General features: G+C 40.7%; 14 protein-coding genes, 9 tRNA genes, 1 rRNA gene, 3 pseudogenes and 1 riboswitch. Of the genes and pseudogenes, 23 read left to right on the forward strand and 4 right to left on the reverse strand.

Going from position 1 to position 17295, the window contains the following annotated elements:
* Nucleotides 1-10: 10 nt before the first annotated feature.
* The 10 genes from rrf to QM917_RS05465 all read left to right on the forward strand — a co-directional run bounded on the left by rrf (nt 11) and on the right by QM917_RS05465 (nt 911).
* Nucleotides 11-126 (forward strand): 5S ribosomal RNA (gene rrf / locus QM917_RS05420).
* A 4-nt stretch (nt 127-130) separates the two neighbouring features.
* Nucleotides 131-203 (forward strand) — tRNA-Val (locus QM917_RS05425).
* Nucleotides 204-205: 2 nt separating this feature from the next.
* Nucleotides 206-278, forward strand: a tRNA-Asp gene (locus QM917_RS05430).
* A gap of 24 nt (nt 279-302) precedes the next feature.
* Nucleotides 303-375, forward strand: a tRNA-Lys gene (locus QM917_RS05435).
* Between the two features lie 5 nt (nt 376-380).
* Nucleotides 381-462: transfer RNA gene (locus QM917_RS05440), tRNA-Leu, on the forward strand.
* 12 nt (nt 463-474) lie between these two features.
* Nucleotides 475-547, forward strand: a tRNA-Thr gene (locus QM917_RS05445).
* A 27-nt stretch (nt 548-574) separates the two neighbouring features.
* Nucleotides 575-646, forward strand: a tRNA-Gly gene (locus QM917_RS05450).
* A 7-nt stretch (nt 647-653) separates the two neighbouring features.
* Nucleotides 654-739 (forward strand) — tRNA-Leu (locus QM917_RS05455).
* Between the two features lie 8 nt (nt 740-747).
* A tRNA-Arg gene (locus tag QM917_RS05460) sits at nt 748-821 on the forward strand.
* A 16-nt stretch (nt 822-837) separates the two neighbouring features.
* Nucleotides 838-911, forward strand: a tRNA-Pro gene (locus tag QM917_RS05465).
* Nucleotides 912-1134: 223 nt separating this feature from the next.
* Here QM917_RS05465 and QM917_RS05470 read toward each other — a convergent pair.
* A pseudogene (locus QM917_RS05470) lies at nt 1135-2336 on the reverse strand (IS110 family transposase).
* Between the two features lie 522 nt (nt 2337-2858).
* On the opposite strand from QM917_RS05470, the gene cls reads away from it, so the two are divergent.
* From cls to QM917_RS05520, 10 genes are all read left to right on the forward strand, one after another.
* On the forward strand, nt 2859-4391 hold the full coding sequence (cls, locus tag QM917_RS05475) for a cardiolipin synthase (RefSeq protein WP_153225250.1): 1533 nt from the start codon (nt 2859-2861) through the stop codon (nt 4389-4391).
* A 108-nt stretch (nt 4392-4499) separates the two neighbouring features.
* Nucleotides 4500-4602: riboswitch (TPP riboswitch) on the forward strand.
* Between the two features lie 76 nt (nt 4603-4678).
* On the forward strand, nt 4679-4969 hold the full coding sequence (locus QM917_RS05480; protein ID WP_153225251.1) for an MTH1187 family thiamine-binding protein: 291 nt from the start codon (nt 4679-4681) through the stop codon (nt 4967-4969).
* On the forward strand, nt 4932-5690 hold the full coding sequence (locus tag QM917_RS05485; protein ID WP_194251833.1) for an ABC transporter permease: 759 nt from the start codon (nt 4932-4934) through the stop codon (nt 5688-5690). The genes QM917_RS05480 and QM917_RS05485 overlap by 38 nt, the downstream gene beginning before the upstream one ends.
* A 38-nt stretch (nt 5691-5728) precedes the next feature.
* Complete coding sequence (locus QM917_RS05490) at nt 5729-6736, forward strand: ABC transporter substrate-binding protein (RefSeq protein WP_153225253.1); 1008 nt, start codon at nt 5729-5731, stop codon at nt 6734-6736.
* Complete coding sequence (locus tag QM917_RS05495; protein WP_414285172.1) at nt 6736-7464, forward strand: ABC transporter ATP-binding protein; 729 nt, start codon at nt 6736-6738, stop codon at nt 7462-7464. Before QM917_RS05490 ends, QM917_RS05495 begins: the two co-directional genes overlap by 1 nt.
* Nucleotides 7465-7580: 116 nt before the next feature.
* On the forward strand, nt 7581-8039 hold the full coding sequence (locus QM917_RS05500) for a CtsR family transcriptional regulator (protein WP_373115866.1): 459 nt from the start codon (nt 7581-7583) through the stop codon (nt 8037-8039).
* 6 nt (nt 8040-8045) lie between these two features.
* Nucleotides 8046-10478, forward strand: coding sequence for an ATP-dependent Clp protease ATP-binding subunit (locus QM917_RS05505; RefSeq protein ID WP_414285173.1), 2433 nt, complete (start codon nt 8046-8048; stop codon nt 10476-10478).
* Nucleotides 10479-10726: 248 nt separating this feature from the next.
* Nucleotides 10727-11785: an AAA family ATPase gene (locus QM917_RS05510; protein WP_414285174.1), complete on the forward strand. Its 1059-nt coding sequence runs from the start codon at nt 10727-10729 to the stop codon at nt 11783-11785.
* A 9-nt stretch (nt 11786-11794) separates the two neighbouring features.
* Entirely contained in the window at nt 11795-12571 is a 777-nt protein-coding gene (pnuC, locus tag QM917_RS05515; protein WP_414285175.1) for a nicotinamide riboside transporter PnuC, read from the forward strand.
* Between the two features lies 1 nt (nt 12572).
* Nucleotides 12573-13346: an NUDIX domain-containing protein gene (locus tag QM917_RS05520; protein ID WP_414285176.1), complete on the forward strand. Its 774-nt coding sequence runs from the start codon at nt 12573-12575 to the stop codon at nt 13344-13346.
* Between the two features lie 202 nt (nt 13347-13548).
* Here QM917_RS05520 and QM917_RS05525 read toward each other — a convergent pair whose 3' ends face one another.
* Nucleotides 13549-13779: a hypothetical protein gene (locus QM917_RS05525; RefSeq protein WP_049549587.1), complete on the reverse strand. Its 231-nt coding sequence runs from the start codon at nt 13777-13779 to the stop codon at nt 13549-13551.
* Between the two features lie 279 nt (nt 13780-14058).
* On the opposite strand from QM917_RS05525, the gene QM917_RS05530 reads away from it, so the two are divergent.
* The 3 genes and pseudogenes from QM917_RS05530 to QM917_RS05540 form a co-directional block, all read left to right on the forward strand.
* The gene (locus QM917_RS05530; RefSeq protein ID WP_248034959.1) at nt 14059-14757 is read left to right on the forward strand and encodes a hypothetical protein; all 699 of its coding nucleotides are present in this window, start codon (nt 14059-14061) and stop codon (nt 14755-14757) included.
* A 210-nt stretch (nt 14758-14967) separates the two neighbouring features.
* A complete protein-coding gene (locus QM917_RS05535; protein WP_414285177.1) occupies nt 14968-15654 on the forward strand; it encodes a YoaK family protein in 687 nt (228 codons plus the stop codon).
* Nucleotides 15655-15766: 112 nt separating this feature from the next.
* Nucleotides 15767-16091, forward strand: a pseudogene (locus QM917_RS05540) (group II intron maturase-specific domain-containing protein); the annotation flags it as partial.
* 126 nt (nt 16092-16217) lie between these two features.
* On the opposite strand, the gene QM917_RS05545 reads toward QM917_RS05540, so the two are convergent.
* Nucleotides 16218-17033: a Fic family protein gene (locus tag QM917_RS05545; RefSeq protein ID WP_414285178.1), complete on the reverse strand. Its 816-nt coding sequence runs from the start codon at nt 17031-17033 to the stop codon at nt 16218-16220.
* Between the two features lie 85 nt (nt 17034-17118).
* Nucleotides 17119-17259: pseudogene (locus QM917_RS05550) on the reverse strand (DNA cytosine methyltransferase); the annotation flags it as partial.
* Between the last annotated feature and the right edge of the window lie 36 nt (nt 17260-17295).

Genomic DNA, 17295 nt, shown 5'->3' on the forward strand with positions numbered 1-17295 from the left:
TTACTCAAAGTTAAGTGACGATAGCCTAGGAGATACACCTGTACCCATGCCGAACACAGAAGTTAAGCCCTAGAACGCCGGAAGTAGTTGGGGGTTGCCCCCTGTGAGATAAGGAAGTCGCTTAGCTAAAGGGAGTTTAGCTCAGCTGGGAGAGCATCTGCCTTACAAGCAGAGGGTCAGCGGTTCGATCCCGTTAACTCCCATAGGTCCCGTAGTGTAGCGGTTATCACGTCGCCCTGTCACGGCGAAGATCGCGGGTTCGATTCCCGTCGGGACCGTTTAAGATAACGTAAGTTATTTTAGACTCGTTAGCTCAGTTGGTAGAGCAATTGACTTTTAATCAATGGGTCACTGGTTCGAGCCCAGTACGGGTCATCATTGCGGGTTTGGCGGAATTGGCAGACGCACCAGATTTAGGATCTGGCGCTTAACGGCGTGGGGGTTCAAGTCCCTTAACCCGCATAATAGAAATAAGCCGGCTTAGCTCAGTTGGTAGAGCATCTGATTTGTAATCAGAGGGTCGCGTGTTCAAGTCATGTAGCCGGCATTTTTTTAATATAACCAAGAGGTCGATGCGAACGTAGTTCAGTGGTAGAACACCACCTTGCCAAGGTGGGGGTCGCGGGTTCGAATCCCGTCGTTCGCTTAGAGAGGCCGGGGTGGCGGAACTGGCAGACGCACAGGACTTAAAATCCTGCGATTGGTAACGATCGTACCGGTTCGATCCCGGTCCTCGGCATATAATGAGCACCCTTAGCTCAACTGGATAGAGTACCTGACTACGAATCAGGCGGTTAGAGGTTCGACTCCTCTAGGGTGCATTTTTTCTATTTAACTCGGGAAGTAGCTCAGCTTGGTAGAGTACTTGGTTTGGGACCAAGGTGTCGCAGGTTCGAATCCTGTCTTCCCGATTGATATTAAAAAGTAAGAACACTAGTTGTTCTTTTTAGTGTTCTTTTCTACTATTTGTCAAGTATATTAAGGGCTTTAAGTAAAAAAAGAGATGAGACAGTAGCTATTCTGAGGTTACTGTCTTATTTTTACCACTTATTGATCCATAAAAGGGCATGCTAAAAAACACCTCATCTGGTATTTTTTGAAACAAGGTGTTATAATAATACGGCCTAGATGACCTTATCGATTTTGGGTCAAAGAGTAATCGTAAAGTTTGTTATGCGTAATGAGGTAATGCATTGTTCGAATGAGACGATGTATAGAGGCAATCGCATGTGGCTTGGTTGAAGCTATTGTCGATTGTCTTTTTCGTTTCTCATAAAAGTCGGCGATATGGCAGGGATTGGTATGACTAGCTGAAGCGATGTTATGAATGCACTTGAACAAGATTTTTCTGCATAGGGATTACCTCACTTAGTAATGTGTTCCTTGGCGAGAAAGTTCCCAGATTCATAGTGTCTCAGGTCAATGCCAATAAAAGCATTGATTTGATTGGTAGACTGAAAGCGACGAATATCTCCCAATTCGCCAATGATAGATGTCGCTGTGGTTTCTGCGATGCCAGGAATTGATCGTAAGATGTCATACTCTGGTAAAGGCTGAGCTAGAGCTACCATGTCGTCTAAGACAACCTGTCTGTGCCCAGAAAGACGAAGCAATTCTTGAGCATAGTAACGAACCTCTTCAAGCATTGGGGAGATTTTCTTGACCGCACAAAAAGATTGTTTAGCGAGTTTTATAAGTTTATCAGTCAGATAAGCAATACGCTTTTCAGAGATTCGTTTGGAGGTAGATTGACAGATAATCTTACACAATTCATTTTGAGATAGGTTTAATACAAACTCTTTGCATGGAAAAGCCATCACTAAATTCCAATATTGCTCTCCAGTTGGTGTGGATAAGAGATTTTCCAATTCAGGAAAGGTGACTTGTAAGACCTTGTGTAGACGGTTTTTAGCTCTAACAATGTCTTCTGTAAGATTTTGATAGAAACGGCTTAAATCACGCAGGTGTTGATAAACTTCTTCCTGCGCATAAGTTGGTTTACGATTGAGTATAAACTGAGAATGAGCCAACTTTTCAGCGTCAATTTTGTCTGTTTTACGAACTCGCAGACTGTCCAGTTGCTTCTTAGCTTCCAGAGGATTCAGCTGTGTATAAGCGTAGCCGTATTCTTCAAGAAAGGCTCGAAGACGCCGAGAATAGACACCAGTAGCTTCAAATATAATCTCAGGGTTATGAACAGTTTTCAAGTCATTCAAAAGACGATTGAAGCCAATGGCGTCATTGAGCATAGTGTATCCATGAATCTTTTCACCGTTGACTAAAATTGCCACCTCAGAACTTGCCTTACTCACATCAATCCCAAATACTGTACGCATGATATTACCTCTTTTGTCTTGAATAATTCCGTATTTTAGTGATTTTATTTTCAATACGCGACGTCTAGCGTCCCACATACTTTGATCAAATTCCACCTAAAACAGGTGTCTTGCCAGTTTGTCAAGCGACATCTAGCGCCAAAGAGCCCTACGACTTTACAAGACACCTCTACTTTAACATAAAGAAAAAGTAGTGAGTACTCTCTCCCGTCGGAGATTTTCTCACTACTAATCTTAGTATGTTTTCTACAACAAAATAGGCTCCATAATATCTATAGGGGATTTACCCACTACAAATATTATAGAGCCACTATAAAAAGCTAGAGTTCCACAATTGGGAATATCTAGCTTTTTTGTGGCTGAGAACTATTTTGTCGCAGACTTTTTTAAATGATTTTATAGGTAGAACTATCGGCCTAAACAGAAAAGACTTGCTAAGTTTTATGAAAGTAAGTATACTAGAAGGTAACAAGCGCTTTCAGCTAGTTGCTTTGGAGTTTATTTAGAAATTGAGAGGGAGTTATGGGGACTAGAAAATTTCGACTATTGATGTCCAAGTATGGTTTTAGCATTGCGATTATTCTGATAGAATTATTTGTAGTTTTTGCAGTCATTCTTTACATGAGCCAGATTGCTCCACTTGTTTGGGTTGCTCTTGTATTTCTTGTCAGCGTGGCGACTGTTTTAGCCATTGTCAATCGTTCTATGTCTCCTGAAAGCAAGGTGACGTGGTTGATTGTCACTTTTGTCCCTGTTTTTGGCCCCTTGCTTTATATCATGTTTGGTGAGCGTCGGTTATCAAAAAAGGAATTTAAACAATTACAGGAACTTCGTTCTATCACATCTCATGAAAAGCGCGAACATAGTCTTCATCAAGACATACAGAAAACTGATAAATCTGCCTACGGGATTATCAATGCCTTATTGCATATGGACAGTAATGCAGAAGTTTATGATCAGACAGACTCACAATTCTTTTCAAATGGTAAGGAAATGTGGCAGCAGATGCTGGAGGATTTGAAGAGGGCTGAAAAATTTATTTTTCTAGAATACTACATTGTCGAAGAAGGCTTGATGTGGGATAGTATGCTCGAAGTTCTAGAAGAAAAAGCTGCTCAGGGTGTTGAAGTTAAGATGCTCTACGACGATATCGGCTGTATGGTGACCCTGCCAGGTGATTATACAGTGCATCTCCGATCTCGAGGAATTGAGGCTCATAAGTTTAATAAGGTAATTCCTCGTATGACAGTGGCCTATAATAACCGAGATCACCGCAAAATTTTGGTCATTGATGGGCAGATTGCCTATACTGGTGGCGTCAATCTTGCGGATGAGTATATAAATCAGATTGAACGTTTTGGACATTGGAAAGATAGTGGGATTCGGATCGATGGTCCGGCGACTCAAGCCTTTACAAGACTATTTCTCATGAACTGGTACATCAACCGTGGAGAAATCAGTGATTTTGATCAGTATCATTTGGAAAATCAGACACGACTAGGTGGCGGGCTATGTATCCCATATGGAAGTGGACCAAAGCCTATCTATAGAATGAAGGTGGGTAAAATTGTCTATCAAAACCTGATTAATCAAGCGGAAGATTTTGTCTATATCACCACGCCTTATCTCATTATTGATTATGATTTGACAGAGGATATCAAAAATGCGGCTATGCGAGGCGTAGATGTGAGAATTATAACTCCATTTATCCCAGATAAAAAGCTCATACAGTTAGTAACTCGAGGTTCTTATCCTGATCTTTTGTCTGCTGGTGTACGTATCTACGAGTATACTCCTGGTTTTATCCATAGTAAGCAAATGATTGTTGATGATCGATTTGCGGTTGTTGGAACCATAAATCTTGATTATCGCAGCTTGGTTCACCACTATGAAAATGCAGTTTTATTATATGAAACACCATCGATTGTAGATATTCGTAAGGACTTTGAAGAAATTTTTGAAGAGTCGCAAGAAATTTTTCCTGGAACAATCAAGCCTACCTGGTATCAAACATTAATCAAAGAAGTAGTTCAATTATTCGCCCCTATGCTTTAATTGGAAGAATTAACTGAGAATAAATGATTAGAGGGAGAGGTGGAGAACCGCCTCTTTTTCTGTAAGCAGTTTCCTTGACATCTTGTTTATTTTGCGTTATCATATGTCCATATAATATATGGGAGTCTGTGTACAGTCTGAGAGGAAGTGTTAAACTTCGACCGCACCTGATCTGGGTAATGCCAGCGTAGGGAACGAATACTTGGCCTAATTTTGCACCTTTTTCATATATGAAAGAGGTTTTTCTTTTTTTACAAAGAAAAACTGTAACTTAGAAGGAGGTTTTTATGAAAGCAAGCATTGCTTTACAAGTCTTGCCCCTGTCACAAGGGATTGACCGCATAGCCCTTATTGATCAAGTTATTGCTTATCTGCAGGCTCAAGGAGTGTCCATGGTGGTGACACCTTTTGAAACAGTCCTAGAAGGAAACTTTGAGGAACTGATGCGTATTCTCAAAGAAGCTTTAGAAGTGGCAGGTCAAGGGGCAGATAATGTTTTTGCCAATGTCAAAATAAATGTAGGAGAGATTTTAAGTATTGATGAGAAACTTGAAAAGTATCATGAGACGGCATATTAGTCTGCTAGGATTTTTGGGTGTCTTATCTCTTTGGCAGGTGGCAGGTTTCTTAAAACTCCTACCAAAGTTTATCTTGCCGACACCACTTGAAATCCTCAAGTCTTTTGTTCGTGACAGAGAATTTCTTTGGTACCATAGTTGGGCAACCTTGAAAGTAGCCTTGTTAGGTCTAGTGTTAGGTGTCTTGATAGCCTGTATCATGGCCGTCCTTATGGATAGTCTGGGCTGGCTCAATGATCTGATTTATCCTATGATGGTGGTTGTCCAGACCATACCGACCATTGCCATAGCCCCTATCCTGGTTTTATGGTTAGGTTATGGAATCTTGCCCAAGATTGTCTTGATTATCTTGACGACAACCTTCCCTATTATCGTCAGTATTCTAGATGGATTTAGGCATTGTGACAAGGATATGCTGACCTTGTTTAGTCTGATGCGAGCCAATCCTTGGCAAATTCTCTGGCATTTTAAAATCCCTGTCAGCCTGCCTTACTTTTATGCAGGACTGAGGGTGAGTGTCTCCTACGCCTTTATCACAACAGTGGTATCTGAGTGGTTGGGAGGCTTTGAAGGACTAGGTGTCTACATGATTCAGTCTAAAAAACTGTTTCAGTATGATACCATGTTTGCGATTATTATTCTGGTATCGCTTATCAGCCTTCTGGGTATGAAGCTGGTCGATGTCAGTGAAAAATATGTGATTAAATGGAAACGTTCATAGAACAATAACGTTTGAGAAAAAGAAAAGAGGAAATAAAAATGAAGAAAACATGGAAAGTGTTTTTAACGATTGTAACAGCTCTTGTAGCTGTCGTGCTTGTGGCTTGTGGTCAAGGAACTGCTTCTAAGGACAATAAAGAAGCAGAACTCAAAAAAATTGATTTTATCCTAGACTGGACACCAAATACCAACCATACAGGGCTTTATGTAGCTAAAGAAAAAGGTTATTTCAAGGAAGCTGGAGTGGATGTTGATTTGAAATTGCCACCTGAAGAAAGCTCGTCAGACTTAGTTATCAATGGCAAGGCGCCATTTGCTATCTATTTCCAAGATTACATGGCTAAGAAATTGGAAAAAGGGGCAGGAATCACTGCCGTTGCCGCTATAGTTGAACACAATACATCAGGAATCATCTCTCGTAAGTCTGACAATGTTAGCAGTCCAAAAGACTTAGTTGGTAAGAAATACGGAACCTGGAATGACCCGACTGAGCTTGCTATGTTGAAAACCTTGGTAGAATCTCAAGGTGGAGACTTCGAGAAGGTTGAAAAAGTACCAAACAATGACTCAAACTCGATCACACCGATTGCCAACGGCGTTTTTGACTCTGCTTGGATTTATTATGGTTGGGATGGAATTCTTGCCAAATCTCAAGGTGTGGACGCTAACTTCATGTACTTGAAAGATTATGTCAAGGAGTTTGACTACTACTCACCAGTTATCATTGCAAACAACGATTATCTGAAAGACAACAAAGAAGAAGCTCGCAAAGTCATCCAAGCCATCAAAAAAGGCTACCAATACGCTATGGAGCACCCAGAAGAAGCTGCAGATATCCTCATCAAGAATGCACCTGAGCTCAAGGATAAACGTGACTTTGTCATCGAATCTCAGAAATACTTGTCAAAAGAATACGCAAGCGACAAGGACAAATGGGGACAATTTGATGCGGACCGCTGGAATGCCTTCTACAAATGGGATAAGGAAAATGGAATCCTCAAGGAAGACTTGACAGATAAAGGATTTACCAACGAATTTGTAAAATAATGACAGAAATTAGACTAGAACACGTAAGCTATGCCTACGATGATGAAAAGATCTTAGAGGATATTAACCTACAGGTGACTTCAGGTGAAGTTGTCTCTATCCTAGGCCCCAGTGGTGTAGGAAAGACCACACTCTTTAACCTGATTGCAGGGATTTTAGAAGTCCAGTCTGGGCGAATCATTCTTGATGGAGAGGAAAATCCTAAGGGGCGTGTGAGCTATATGCTACAAAAGGATCTACTTTTGGAACACAAGACCGTTCTTGGCAATATCATCCTGCCCCTCTTGATTCAAAAGGTCGATAAGGCAGAAGCTATTGCCAAAGCGGATGAAATCCTTGCTACCTTCCAGTTGACAGCTGTACGGGATAAGTACCCTCATGAACTTAGTGGTGGGATGCGTCAGCGTGTTGCTTTACTTCGTACCTACCTTTTCGGGCATAAGCTCTTTCTTCTAGACGAGGCCTTTAGTGCCTTGGATGAGATGACTAAGATGGAGCTCCACGCCTGGTATTTGGAGATTCATAAACAGCTAGGCCTGACAACACTCATCATTACGCATAGTATCGAGGAGGCCCTTAATCTTAGTGACCGTATCTATATCTTGAAAAATAGGCCTGGGCAGATTGTTTCTGAAGTCAAACTCGACTGGTCTGAAGATGAGGATAAAGAAGTCCAAAAGATTGCCTACAAACGTCAAATCTTGGCAGAATTAGGCTTAGATAAGTAGAAAAATAGGGAGTTGGTGAGTATTATTCATTACCAGCCCCTTTTTCTTTTAAAAATGAAAAAATTTCGGTATAATAGTCAAAGATGGTCAAGGTTCAAAGAAAGAGGTGGCGTTCTATGAGATTTAAAAATACATCAGACCATATAGAGGCCTATATCAAGGCGATTTTGGAGCAGTCGGGTATGGTTGAATTGCAGCGAAGCCAATTAGCGGATACCTTTCAAGTCGTGCCTAGCCAGATCAACTATGTGATTAAGACTCGATTTACTGAAAGCAGAGGTTATTTAGTTGAAAGTAAGCGGGGAGGTGGCGGTTATATTCGCATTGGTCGGATTGAATTCTCAAACCACCATGAAATGCTTCGCGATTTACTGTATTCGGTAGGTGAAGAAGTTAGCCTAGCTATCTTTGAAGATGTTTTAAAACTCTTGTTTGAGCAGGATTTAGTGACTCGTCAGGAGATGAATCTATTATTAGCAATGGCGACAGACCGAGTTTTAGGCGATGATGCCAATCTTATTCGTGCCAATATGCTCCGGCAGTTATTACAAGAGGTAGATAGAAAAGGAAAATAGAACTAAATGAAATATTCAAAAGCATTGAGAGAATGTATAGAAAGTGCCTTTCTGGTCGCCAGTCATTTTGGGGCAGAATACCTAGAGTCATGGCACCTATTGATTGCTATGGCCAATCATGGTTACAGTGTAGCTGGGGCGACTTTAAACGAATTTCCATATGAGATGGATCGTCTGGAGGAAGTTGCTGTAGAGCTGACGGAAACAAAGTATAGCGATAAGGAACATTATCAGGAGCTTCCTTTTTCACACCGGTTGAAGGTATTGCTGTTGGAAGCAGAGCACGTAGCGTCTGTCGTTCATGCCAAGGTATTGGGAACAGAGCATGTTCTTTATGCTATCTTACATGATGGCAATGCCCTAGCTACTCGCATTTTAGAAAAAGCAGGATTTTCTTACGAAGATCAGAAGGATCAGGTCAAGATTGCTGGACTTCGTCGAAGTCTTGAAGCGCGTGCTGGTTGGACTAGAGAAGATTTGAAGGCCCTTCGCCAGCGTCATCGTACGGTAGCGGATAAGCAAAATTCCATGGCTAATATGATGGGGATGCCTCAGACACCAAGTGGGGGGGTGGAAGATTATACGCATGACCTTACGGAGCAAGCTCGTTCGGGTAAATTGGAACCAGTCATCGGGCGCGACCAAGAAATCTCTCGTATGATTCAAATCTTGAGCCGTAAGACAAAAAATAATCCAGTCCTAGTTGGAGATGCTGGTGTCGGGAAAACAGCTCTGGCGCTTGGTCTTGCCCAGCGTATTGCCAACGGAGATGTTCCAGCTGAAATGGCTAAGATGCGAGTTTTAGAACTTGATTTGATGAATGTGGTTGCGGGAACTCGGTTCCGTGGTGACTTTGAAGAACGTATGAACAATATCATCAAAGATATTGAGGAAGATGGAAAGGTCATCCTCTTTATCGATGAGCTTCATACTATTATGGGATCAGGAAGTGGGATTGATTCAACCTTGGATGCGGCCAATATCTTGAAACCTGCCTTGGCACGTGGAACTCTGAGAACTGTCGGTGCGACCACTCAGGAAGAGTATCAAAAGCACATCGAAAAAGACGCAGCCCTTTCTCGTCGATTTGCTAAAGTGATGATTGAGGAGCCGAGCGTGGCTGACAGTATGGCTATCTTACAGGGCTTGAAAGTAACCTATGAGAAGCACCACCATGTCCAAATTACAGACGATGCTGTCGAAACAGCTGTCAAAATGGCACATCGTTATTTGACGAGTCGTCATTTGCCAGACGCAGCCATTGATCTTTTGGATGAAGCGGCAGCAACAGTGCAAAATAAATCGAAACACGCTAAACAAGAAGAGTCAGGTTTAACACCAGCTGATAAGGCCTTGATGGACGGAAAATGGAAGCAAGCAGCTCAGCTCATTGCAAAAGAACAGGAAGTTCCAGTCTATAAAGACTTGGTGACAGAATCAGATATTTTGACCACCTTGAGTCGCTTGTCAGGTATTCCAGTTCAGAAATTGACCCAAACAGATGCCAAGAAGTATCTCAATCTTGAAGCTGAACTGCATAAACGTGTTATCGGACAGGAACAAGCTGTATCTAGTATCAGTCGTGCCATTCGCCGAAATCAATCGGGTATTCGCAATAACAAACGTCCAATTGGCTCCTTTATGTTCCTAGGACCAACAGGTGTTGGTAAAACCGAGTTGGCCAAGGCCTTGGCGGAAGTTCTCTTTGATGATGAGTCTGCTCTTATCCGCTTTGACATGAGTGAATACATGGAGAAATTTGCAGCCAGTCGTCTCAATGGAGCTCCTCCAGGTTATGTAGGCTACGAAGAAGGCGGGGAGTTGACCGAGAAGGTTCGTAACAAACCGTACTCAGTTTTGCTTTTTGATGAGGTAGAAAAGGCACACCCAGATATCTTTAATGTGCTCTTGCAAGTCTTGGATGACGGTGTCTTGACAGACAGTAAGGGTCGCAAGGTTGACTTCTCCAATACCATTATCATCATGACTTCAAACCTTGGTGCGACAGCTCTTCGTGATGATAAGACAGTCGGCTTTGGAGCTAAGGACATTCGTTTTGACCAGGAAAATATGGAAAAACGCATGTTTGAAGAACTGAAAAAAGCTTATAGACCTGAGTTTATCAACCGTATTGATGAAAAGGTGGTCTTCCATAGCTTGTCAAGTCAAGATATGCAAGAAGTAGTTAAGATTATGGTCAAACCATTGATTGCAAGCCTAGCAGAAAAAGGAATTGACTTGAAACTCCAAGCATCAGCCCTTAAACTCCTAGCTCAGCAAGGCTATGATCCAGAGATGGGAGCTCGTCCACTTCGTAGAACCCTACAAACGGAAGTGGAAGACAAACTTGCAGAACTTCTCCTTAAAGGTGAATTGGAAACTGGTAAGACTCTGAAGATTGGTGTCAAAGCTGGTCAGTTAAAATTTGAGATTGTTTAAAATTGTGAGGTTGGAACAGATTGTTTCAGCCTCTTTTTTGAAAAGTTATTGCCCAAATAGCTACTTGAATTGTGCAATTAGTTTAAGGAGTTCAAAAAGGGATTTTTCCTAATCAAGTTTTGTATGTTACGTAAAAAATTCTTATCATACAGCAATGTTTTTATAAAAAATAATAAAAAAGTCTTGACAAACAGAACAAGATAGAGTATGATATAAAATATAAAAAGTTATAAAAAGGTTGAAAAGACATGAAAAAACAGATAGCAGTGGTTTTTGGAACCTTTGCTCCCTTGCATCAGGGGCATATTGATTTAATCCAAAGAGCAAAACGACAATGCGATGCTGTATGGGTGGTAGTTTCAGGTTATGAGGGAGATCGTGGTGAAGAGGTTGGACTTACACTACAAAAGAGGTTTCGCTATATTCGTGAAGCATTTCGAGATGATGAGTTGACCTCTGTTTGTAAACTTGACGAAACCAATATTCCACGCTATCCAATGGGCTGGCAGGAGTGGTTGGATCAGATGTTGCAGGCCATTTCCTATGACCAGACTGGTGAGGAACTAATCTTTTTTGTAGGAGAGTCCGAATACCAACAAGAATTGTCAGAACGTGGTTTCGAGACTGTTCTACAGGAAAGAAAATTTGGAATTTCAGCTAGCATGATTCGTGAAAATCCAAGCAAATATTGGAAATACATCGCTCAACCTTTCCGCCGTCAGTTTACGAAAAAAGTGTTGATTATGGGAAGTGCTAGTAATGGTAAAACAACTCTAGCCAAGGATTTAGCTCGCTTTTATGATGCGCCAGTCAGTCTGGAATATGCTCGTGAGTATCAGATAAAAAATAATGTCCGAGATGATGAGCTTACCCCCAAAGATTATTATTACCTTCTTTTGGGCCAATATGACCAAACTTCCAAGTTAATCGATAGCAATGCCAATCGAGGCTTGGTCATTGCAGATACCAACTCACTAGTAACCAAGGGCTACTACGATTACTACATGGAAAGCGAAGAGCAGGAGGACTTGTCCGTAGAGACCTTTGATAATCTCTTTGTTTCCATCTTAGCCAAGGAAAAGTGGGATTTAATCCTCTTTGTGCAACCTGTTGGCTCTTATGTCAATGATGGTTTTCGCGACATGACCATGGCAGAAGACCATATCCGTCACAGTTTTTCTCAGTATTTGGATATGATGAGGGAGCAATATCTAGCCAATATCCCTCATGTTTATCTAGCTGATGACTATCTAGGAAATTATGAAGCAGCAAAAGTAGCTATCGATGCCATTTACCAAGCAGATTAGGAGAAGAAAATGAAAAAAATAACTGAAAAAATCACTCGATTTATTGAAAACTTTAAAAATGTCCACGCAGAAGCTCGTAAAATTGGTTTTGCAGGAGTTATGCGTTTGCTTTGGAAAGACCTCTTTGTGGGCCGTAGTCTTTTCCAGTGGCTCTATTTGATTGCTTTATCAAGTGTTCCTCTTATTCTGGAGTTTACACAAAACACAGAAAGTCATGACTGGATTGGTCTCTTGGCCTCTTGGACAGGGATTGTCTGCGTTATCTTAGTAGCTGAAGGTCGAGCTAGTAACTACCTTTTTGGAGCTATTAACTCTGCAATCTATTTGGTCCTAGCTATGAATGCGACTTTCTATGGTGAAGTTTTGACGACTGTTTACTTCTTTGTCATGCAGCCTATTGGTCTCTATACTTGGTTGTCTAATCGGATCAATGAGCAAGGAAAACCAGAGGAGTCTCACTTTGAAGCTAAGAAACTCGGTCTGATTGATTGGCTCAAGTACTTGGCCTTGACTGCTATCATCTGGATTGGCATGGGATTAGCCTACCAAAGTATCAGCAGTGCTCGTCCTTTCCGTGACAGTGTTACCGATGCGACCAATGGTGTTGGTCAACTCTTGATGACACGTCTTTACCGTGAGCAATGGATTTTCTGGATTGCAACCAATCTCTTTAGTATTTATCTCTGGTGGGGTGAAAACATCCATATCCAAGGAATGTACTGGGTTTATACCATCAATAGTCTAGTCGGTTGGTACCAATGGACTAAGGCTGTCAAGGAGGGATAAGATGACTGAAACGATAATCCCGGCTGGAATGACAGAAAGAGAATATTTTGAGATTCATGCGACTGAGAAGGAATTTTTAGACTGGTACTGCAAACAGGATCTTCCTCAGTATGAAAAACCGAGCGTGACGGTGGATATGGTAGCTTATTGCTTTGTGGAAGGGAAAATCAAACTCTTGCTAATTCGTCGCAAGGCCCATCCTTATCAAAACTGTTTGGCTTTGGTCGGTGGTTTTATGGATAAGAGCGAAGATGCAAGGCATGCTTGTCAGCGTGAAGTAAGAGAGGAGGTCAACCTCGACCTTCCTTTAGAAAAAATCGAGCAGTTGATGACAGTATCTACTCCAGGTCGTGATCCGCGGGGCTGGACGGTTACTATCGCCCATTTGGTGTATCTACCTAGCCGCGCACTTGATCTCGTTCAAGCTGGTGATGATGCCAAGGATGTGGTTTTTGTCGATGTTGATTTTCAGACGGGCAAGTGCTTCCTAGAGGGACTAGAGCTGGGGGAGCAATCCTTCGCCTTTGACCATTATGCCATTATTCAAGAGTCTATCAAACGAATCCAAGGCCGTCTCGACTGGAATCCGACCTTTCTCTATCTGCTAGAGGAGGAATTCACTGTCTATGAAGGAACCGAATTAGTCAATCTCATCAACCCAGGACGTCCAATCGTCAGCAATAACTTTCTCGTAAAATACGGTGAGTATGTAGAAGAAGTTGGGCTCAAACGAGTTCCTAAAAAGAAACCAAGAAAAACCTATCGATTAAAATAAAAAAGCTTGGGAGCAGAGATCGATAGCCCAAGTCTCGATTTTTTAGTTTCAGTCCTGAGAAGTTTCAACAAGTCCGATGACTGGTTGAGCTTGAGAATAGAGAAAATAAAGTTTGTGTCAAAAGTCAATTCAGCCATCGTGTCAAAGACTTATTAGTCATAAAAAAGCGAGGTCGGGATTTTTCCCGACCTCTTTTTGACTACTAAGGATGTTTATCTTTCTTTGAATTGCTCATGATTCGAATGAATAAATCCTTGTATTTATATTTTAAATAGGTTTCGTGTAAATACAATAAAGCTACATAGACAATCATGAAAATGGCAGTTAGGTAGAACAAATCAAATGTTGTTTGAGCGTAATGAGTAGCTGCCCCATAAGAAACGAAAGCATCTAAAATCACCCAAGGAAGATACTTGTAATATTTGCTTAACATAAGTCTACACCTCCAATATCTATTTCAATTTTATTATAGCCCTTCAGGAAAAAAATGCAAGCGATTACACTTTGAAATATAGCACTTTATCAGGAAGAACTTTTGTGTTTTTTAAAATTCTTTACGAATAAAAGATATAAGAGGGGTAAGAAAATAAATGTACTAAAAAATAATTCTAAAAAATTTTAGATAAATAGTTGACAGATTTAAAAACAAATATTACAATAATGTTACAAAAATATTTCTTAATATTTCAAAAATGTTACAAAGGAGCATAACATGAAAACTAAAACTTCTATCAGATTAATGGCCGTAACTGTACTCGCTTCAACATTACTATTGGGGGCTTGTGGTAATAAGAAAGAAAATACCACAAGTGATAGTTCTAGCAAGACAACACAAGCATCTTCTAGTTCTAAGGCCAGTTCTTCAAGTAAAGAGAACAAAACTCAGAAGTCCTCAAGTTCAACTTCATCAGAAAAAGCTAAGACCTCCTCTTCTGACCAGTCAGAAACTACTGCAAATCAATCCCCAACAACACCAGCACCAGCACAAGAAACAAGACAGAGCCAAGAAGCTTATAACCAACAGGCATCTTCGCAAACTCCCTCAAATCAACAAGGTTCTCAAGCACAGACTAGCCAGTCAACTTATGATCCAACTACTGACCGCAAACTTCAAGATAAGCAAGCAGAACACAACAAACGTTACAAGGGTGTTCTAACCATGGTTGATGGAGATTTCTCTGCTGCAGCTGGCAACTGGAAGGGGGCTAATGGCGAGACTATCACTGTTTCATCAGGTGGTCAATTTACAGTAGAATCTGCTGATGGTAAGAAAGAAAACTACTCGATCCAAGGCTATGCCTATACCCTTGATGATGGTAAATATAATGCCAAAATTGGTGGTGGAAAAGTCATTCAAATTACAACAGGTGCAGATGGTACTGTTTCAAGTGTTACTTTGATTAAGCCATAGACTTCAGTACAGAAACAATTTGTTTAAAATAGTTTAGTTGATAAGTACCTACAGCATTTGAAGTTGATAAGACATCATAAATGAACTCCAGAGATGAGATTAACTTAGGAGTATATGTAATTATGTCTACCTGAACTGACCGTTTTTCACTTAGTTTCTCCGAGAGAAGTGGTATAATGAATGCATTAAAGGAAAACGAGTGATGAATCAATGCCAGATAAATTAATTTTACCTCAAAACACACGACTCATGGGAGTGTTCCTGGGTTTTATAGGTGGTTCTTTGGATGTATTCTGTCATATCCAGTACCATAGTTTGGTGGCAACGCAGACAGGGAATATTCTTCTACTGATATCAGATTGGCACGATTCACATGTTATCAATACCATATTGCGATTCTGCTCGATTATATTCTTTTCCCTAGGCTTTCTTTTTGCCTTGCACATGAAAGAATATCGCAAAACAGCCTATTGGCGGGTTAAGATGCTACTTCCCTTATTTATCGGGACCCTTGTTCTTCCCTTCTTTTCCCGCTTTCCTCTATTAGAAGTTCCTTTTATTGCTTTTGGAACTGGAATGATGATGCTAACATTTACGGGTAGTTTGATTGAAGATCATCCCTATGTCATTTTTATGACCTCTGGAAATTACCGAAAAATGTTGACTGCTTTGTATCGCATCGTTAGAGGAGAAGGAGATGTTCAAGAATATCGTCGTCAAGCCTTGAACTATGGCATTGTTGTAGGCAGTTTCGTAGTGGGCGCTATTAGCTTGGCTGTATCTATGCATTTTTTCCATGAATGGTCTATTTGGATTGTCAGCTTCAATCTGTTTTTGATCATGTCCTACTATATTGCTAGAGTGAAGCAGCTCGATTTGCAAGATGAAAATATATAAAAATGGCAAATCTCTCAAATTGAGATTTGCCATTTTTGGTATGATGGCCATGTCGTACATCTGAGGTGAAAGTCCTCCGTGGGCTCCTCGCTACCAGTGAACTTTTGAGTAACTGAATTTGTCCATTCGGGGATGGATAAACTATTTCTCATTGGGAAATATGAGGCGCATAGTCACCAGCGTAGATGAGCGATTGCGAACTCGCCTACAAGTGATTATCCGGAAGTAATGGAAAAAGAAACCTAGTTAACTGTGGGTCCTACTTAAGTTAGGAATTACTAAATGGATAGCAGATAAGGTATCTGGCCGGGGTGACCACTATCAATTAGGGCTCAGAGGTCGGTACTTAAACGTGATATATCAAAACCAGTCCTCGAAAACGTGGACTGGTTTCTTACTTGGTTTACTACCTTGAACGACATGTGTTAAAAGTTAGTTGGACCGCCGTATGCCGAATGGTACGTACCGTGGTGGGAGAGGGGCTAGTCTTAGTCCATGTTCTATATGATAATATGTATTTAAATAGAAATATTTACTTCATTTTTCTAAAATTCAATGTTTACTCAGTATGAGGATTTTGAAAGATCGAGATCTAGATTTAGATACATTTTTTCTGAAGACAAATCATTTTGACCACTGAGCAAGAGATTTTCAAAAAAAGCTGTTAAAAACTCAGGACGTCGCTGTAAAATCTTTGCATTATCTAATACCAAGGCATCACGAAAATACTTGGAATGTTGCTGAAATGGTGTATTATCGATATCAAAACCAAACTCACGAAGATACTGAATCAAAAAGACTGTTACCGTCCGAGTGTTTCCTTCGCGAAATGGATGAATCTGCCAGATTCCTGAAATAAAATGCTGGATTTTTTTAACCATATCCGCCTGGGTTAGTGTCGCATATGCAACTTGTTTTTCCTGATTAAAATCATAATCCAAGGTTATTTGAATCATAGAGTAATCAGAGTATACAACACTTTCACCATTCAAAACAGGTTCATTCTTTGTGATATTGGTCTGACGAAATTGCCCCACCGGAATAGAGGCTTCAAATATATCTTGAAACAACTCCTTATGAATAGCAAGTAAGGTCGCAGGACTGAAGCTAAAGCCTCTTCGAGACAATAGTTCTACAATACGTAGAGAAACCAAGTCTGCCTCCTCTGTACTTGCATCAATGGTATGATGGTAATTTGTTGCATCTTCATAAACCTGCTCGTAAGTCAGTTCACCCCGGGCCTGTTTCTCAGCCAAAGATTCCATATAAGCTGATGGAAATAGATTATCAACCTTCTGTAGACCAAAACCGATCTGCCATAAATCACGCTTAGCTTCATAAGACAAGTTTGGATTGTCAATATTGTAAGTTGATTGCATAGAAAGATCCTTTCAATTGTTTTTCTTTAGTGACTGAATAATATGATTATCAAGATATATCTGAATAAATGGGCTAGTAAGTCTAACGCGCAGACTTATCGAAGTCATTGGCATACACCACTCTGAACTCGTTGGTCTGTTCAAATCCCAACTCAATTCCCCCAACACCTGAGAAGAAGGCTGCAATTTTGTACTTCTCAGGTCGGTTCGAACTTAGAGGATTTGTTGTGTAGTGAGCTGGTTTCTAGAAATTCTTAGCTTT

Origin of the sequence: Streptococcus infantis, assembly GCF_047460685.1 — a bacterium.
Taxonomy (GTDB): domain Bacteria; phylum Bacillota; class Bacilli; order Lactobacillales; family Streptococcaceae; genus Streptococcus; species Streptococcus infantis_AD.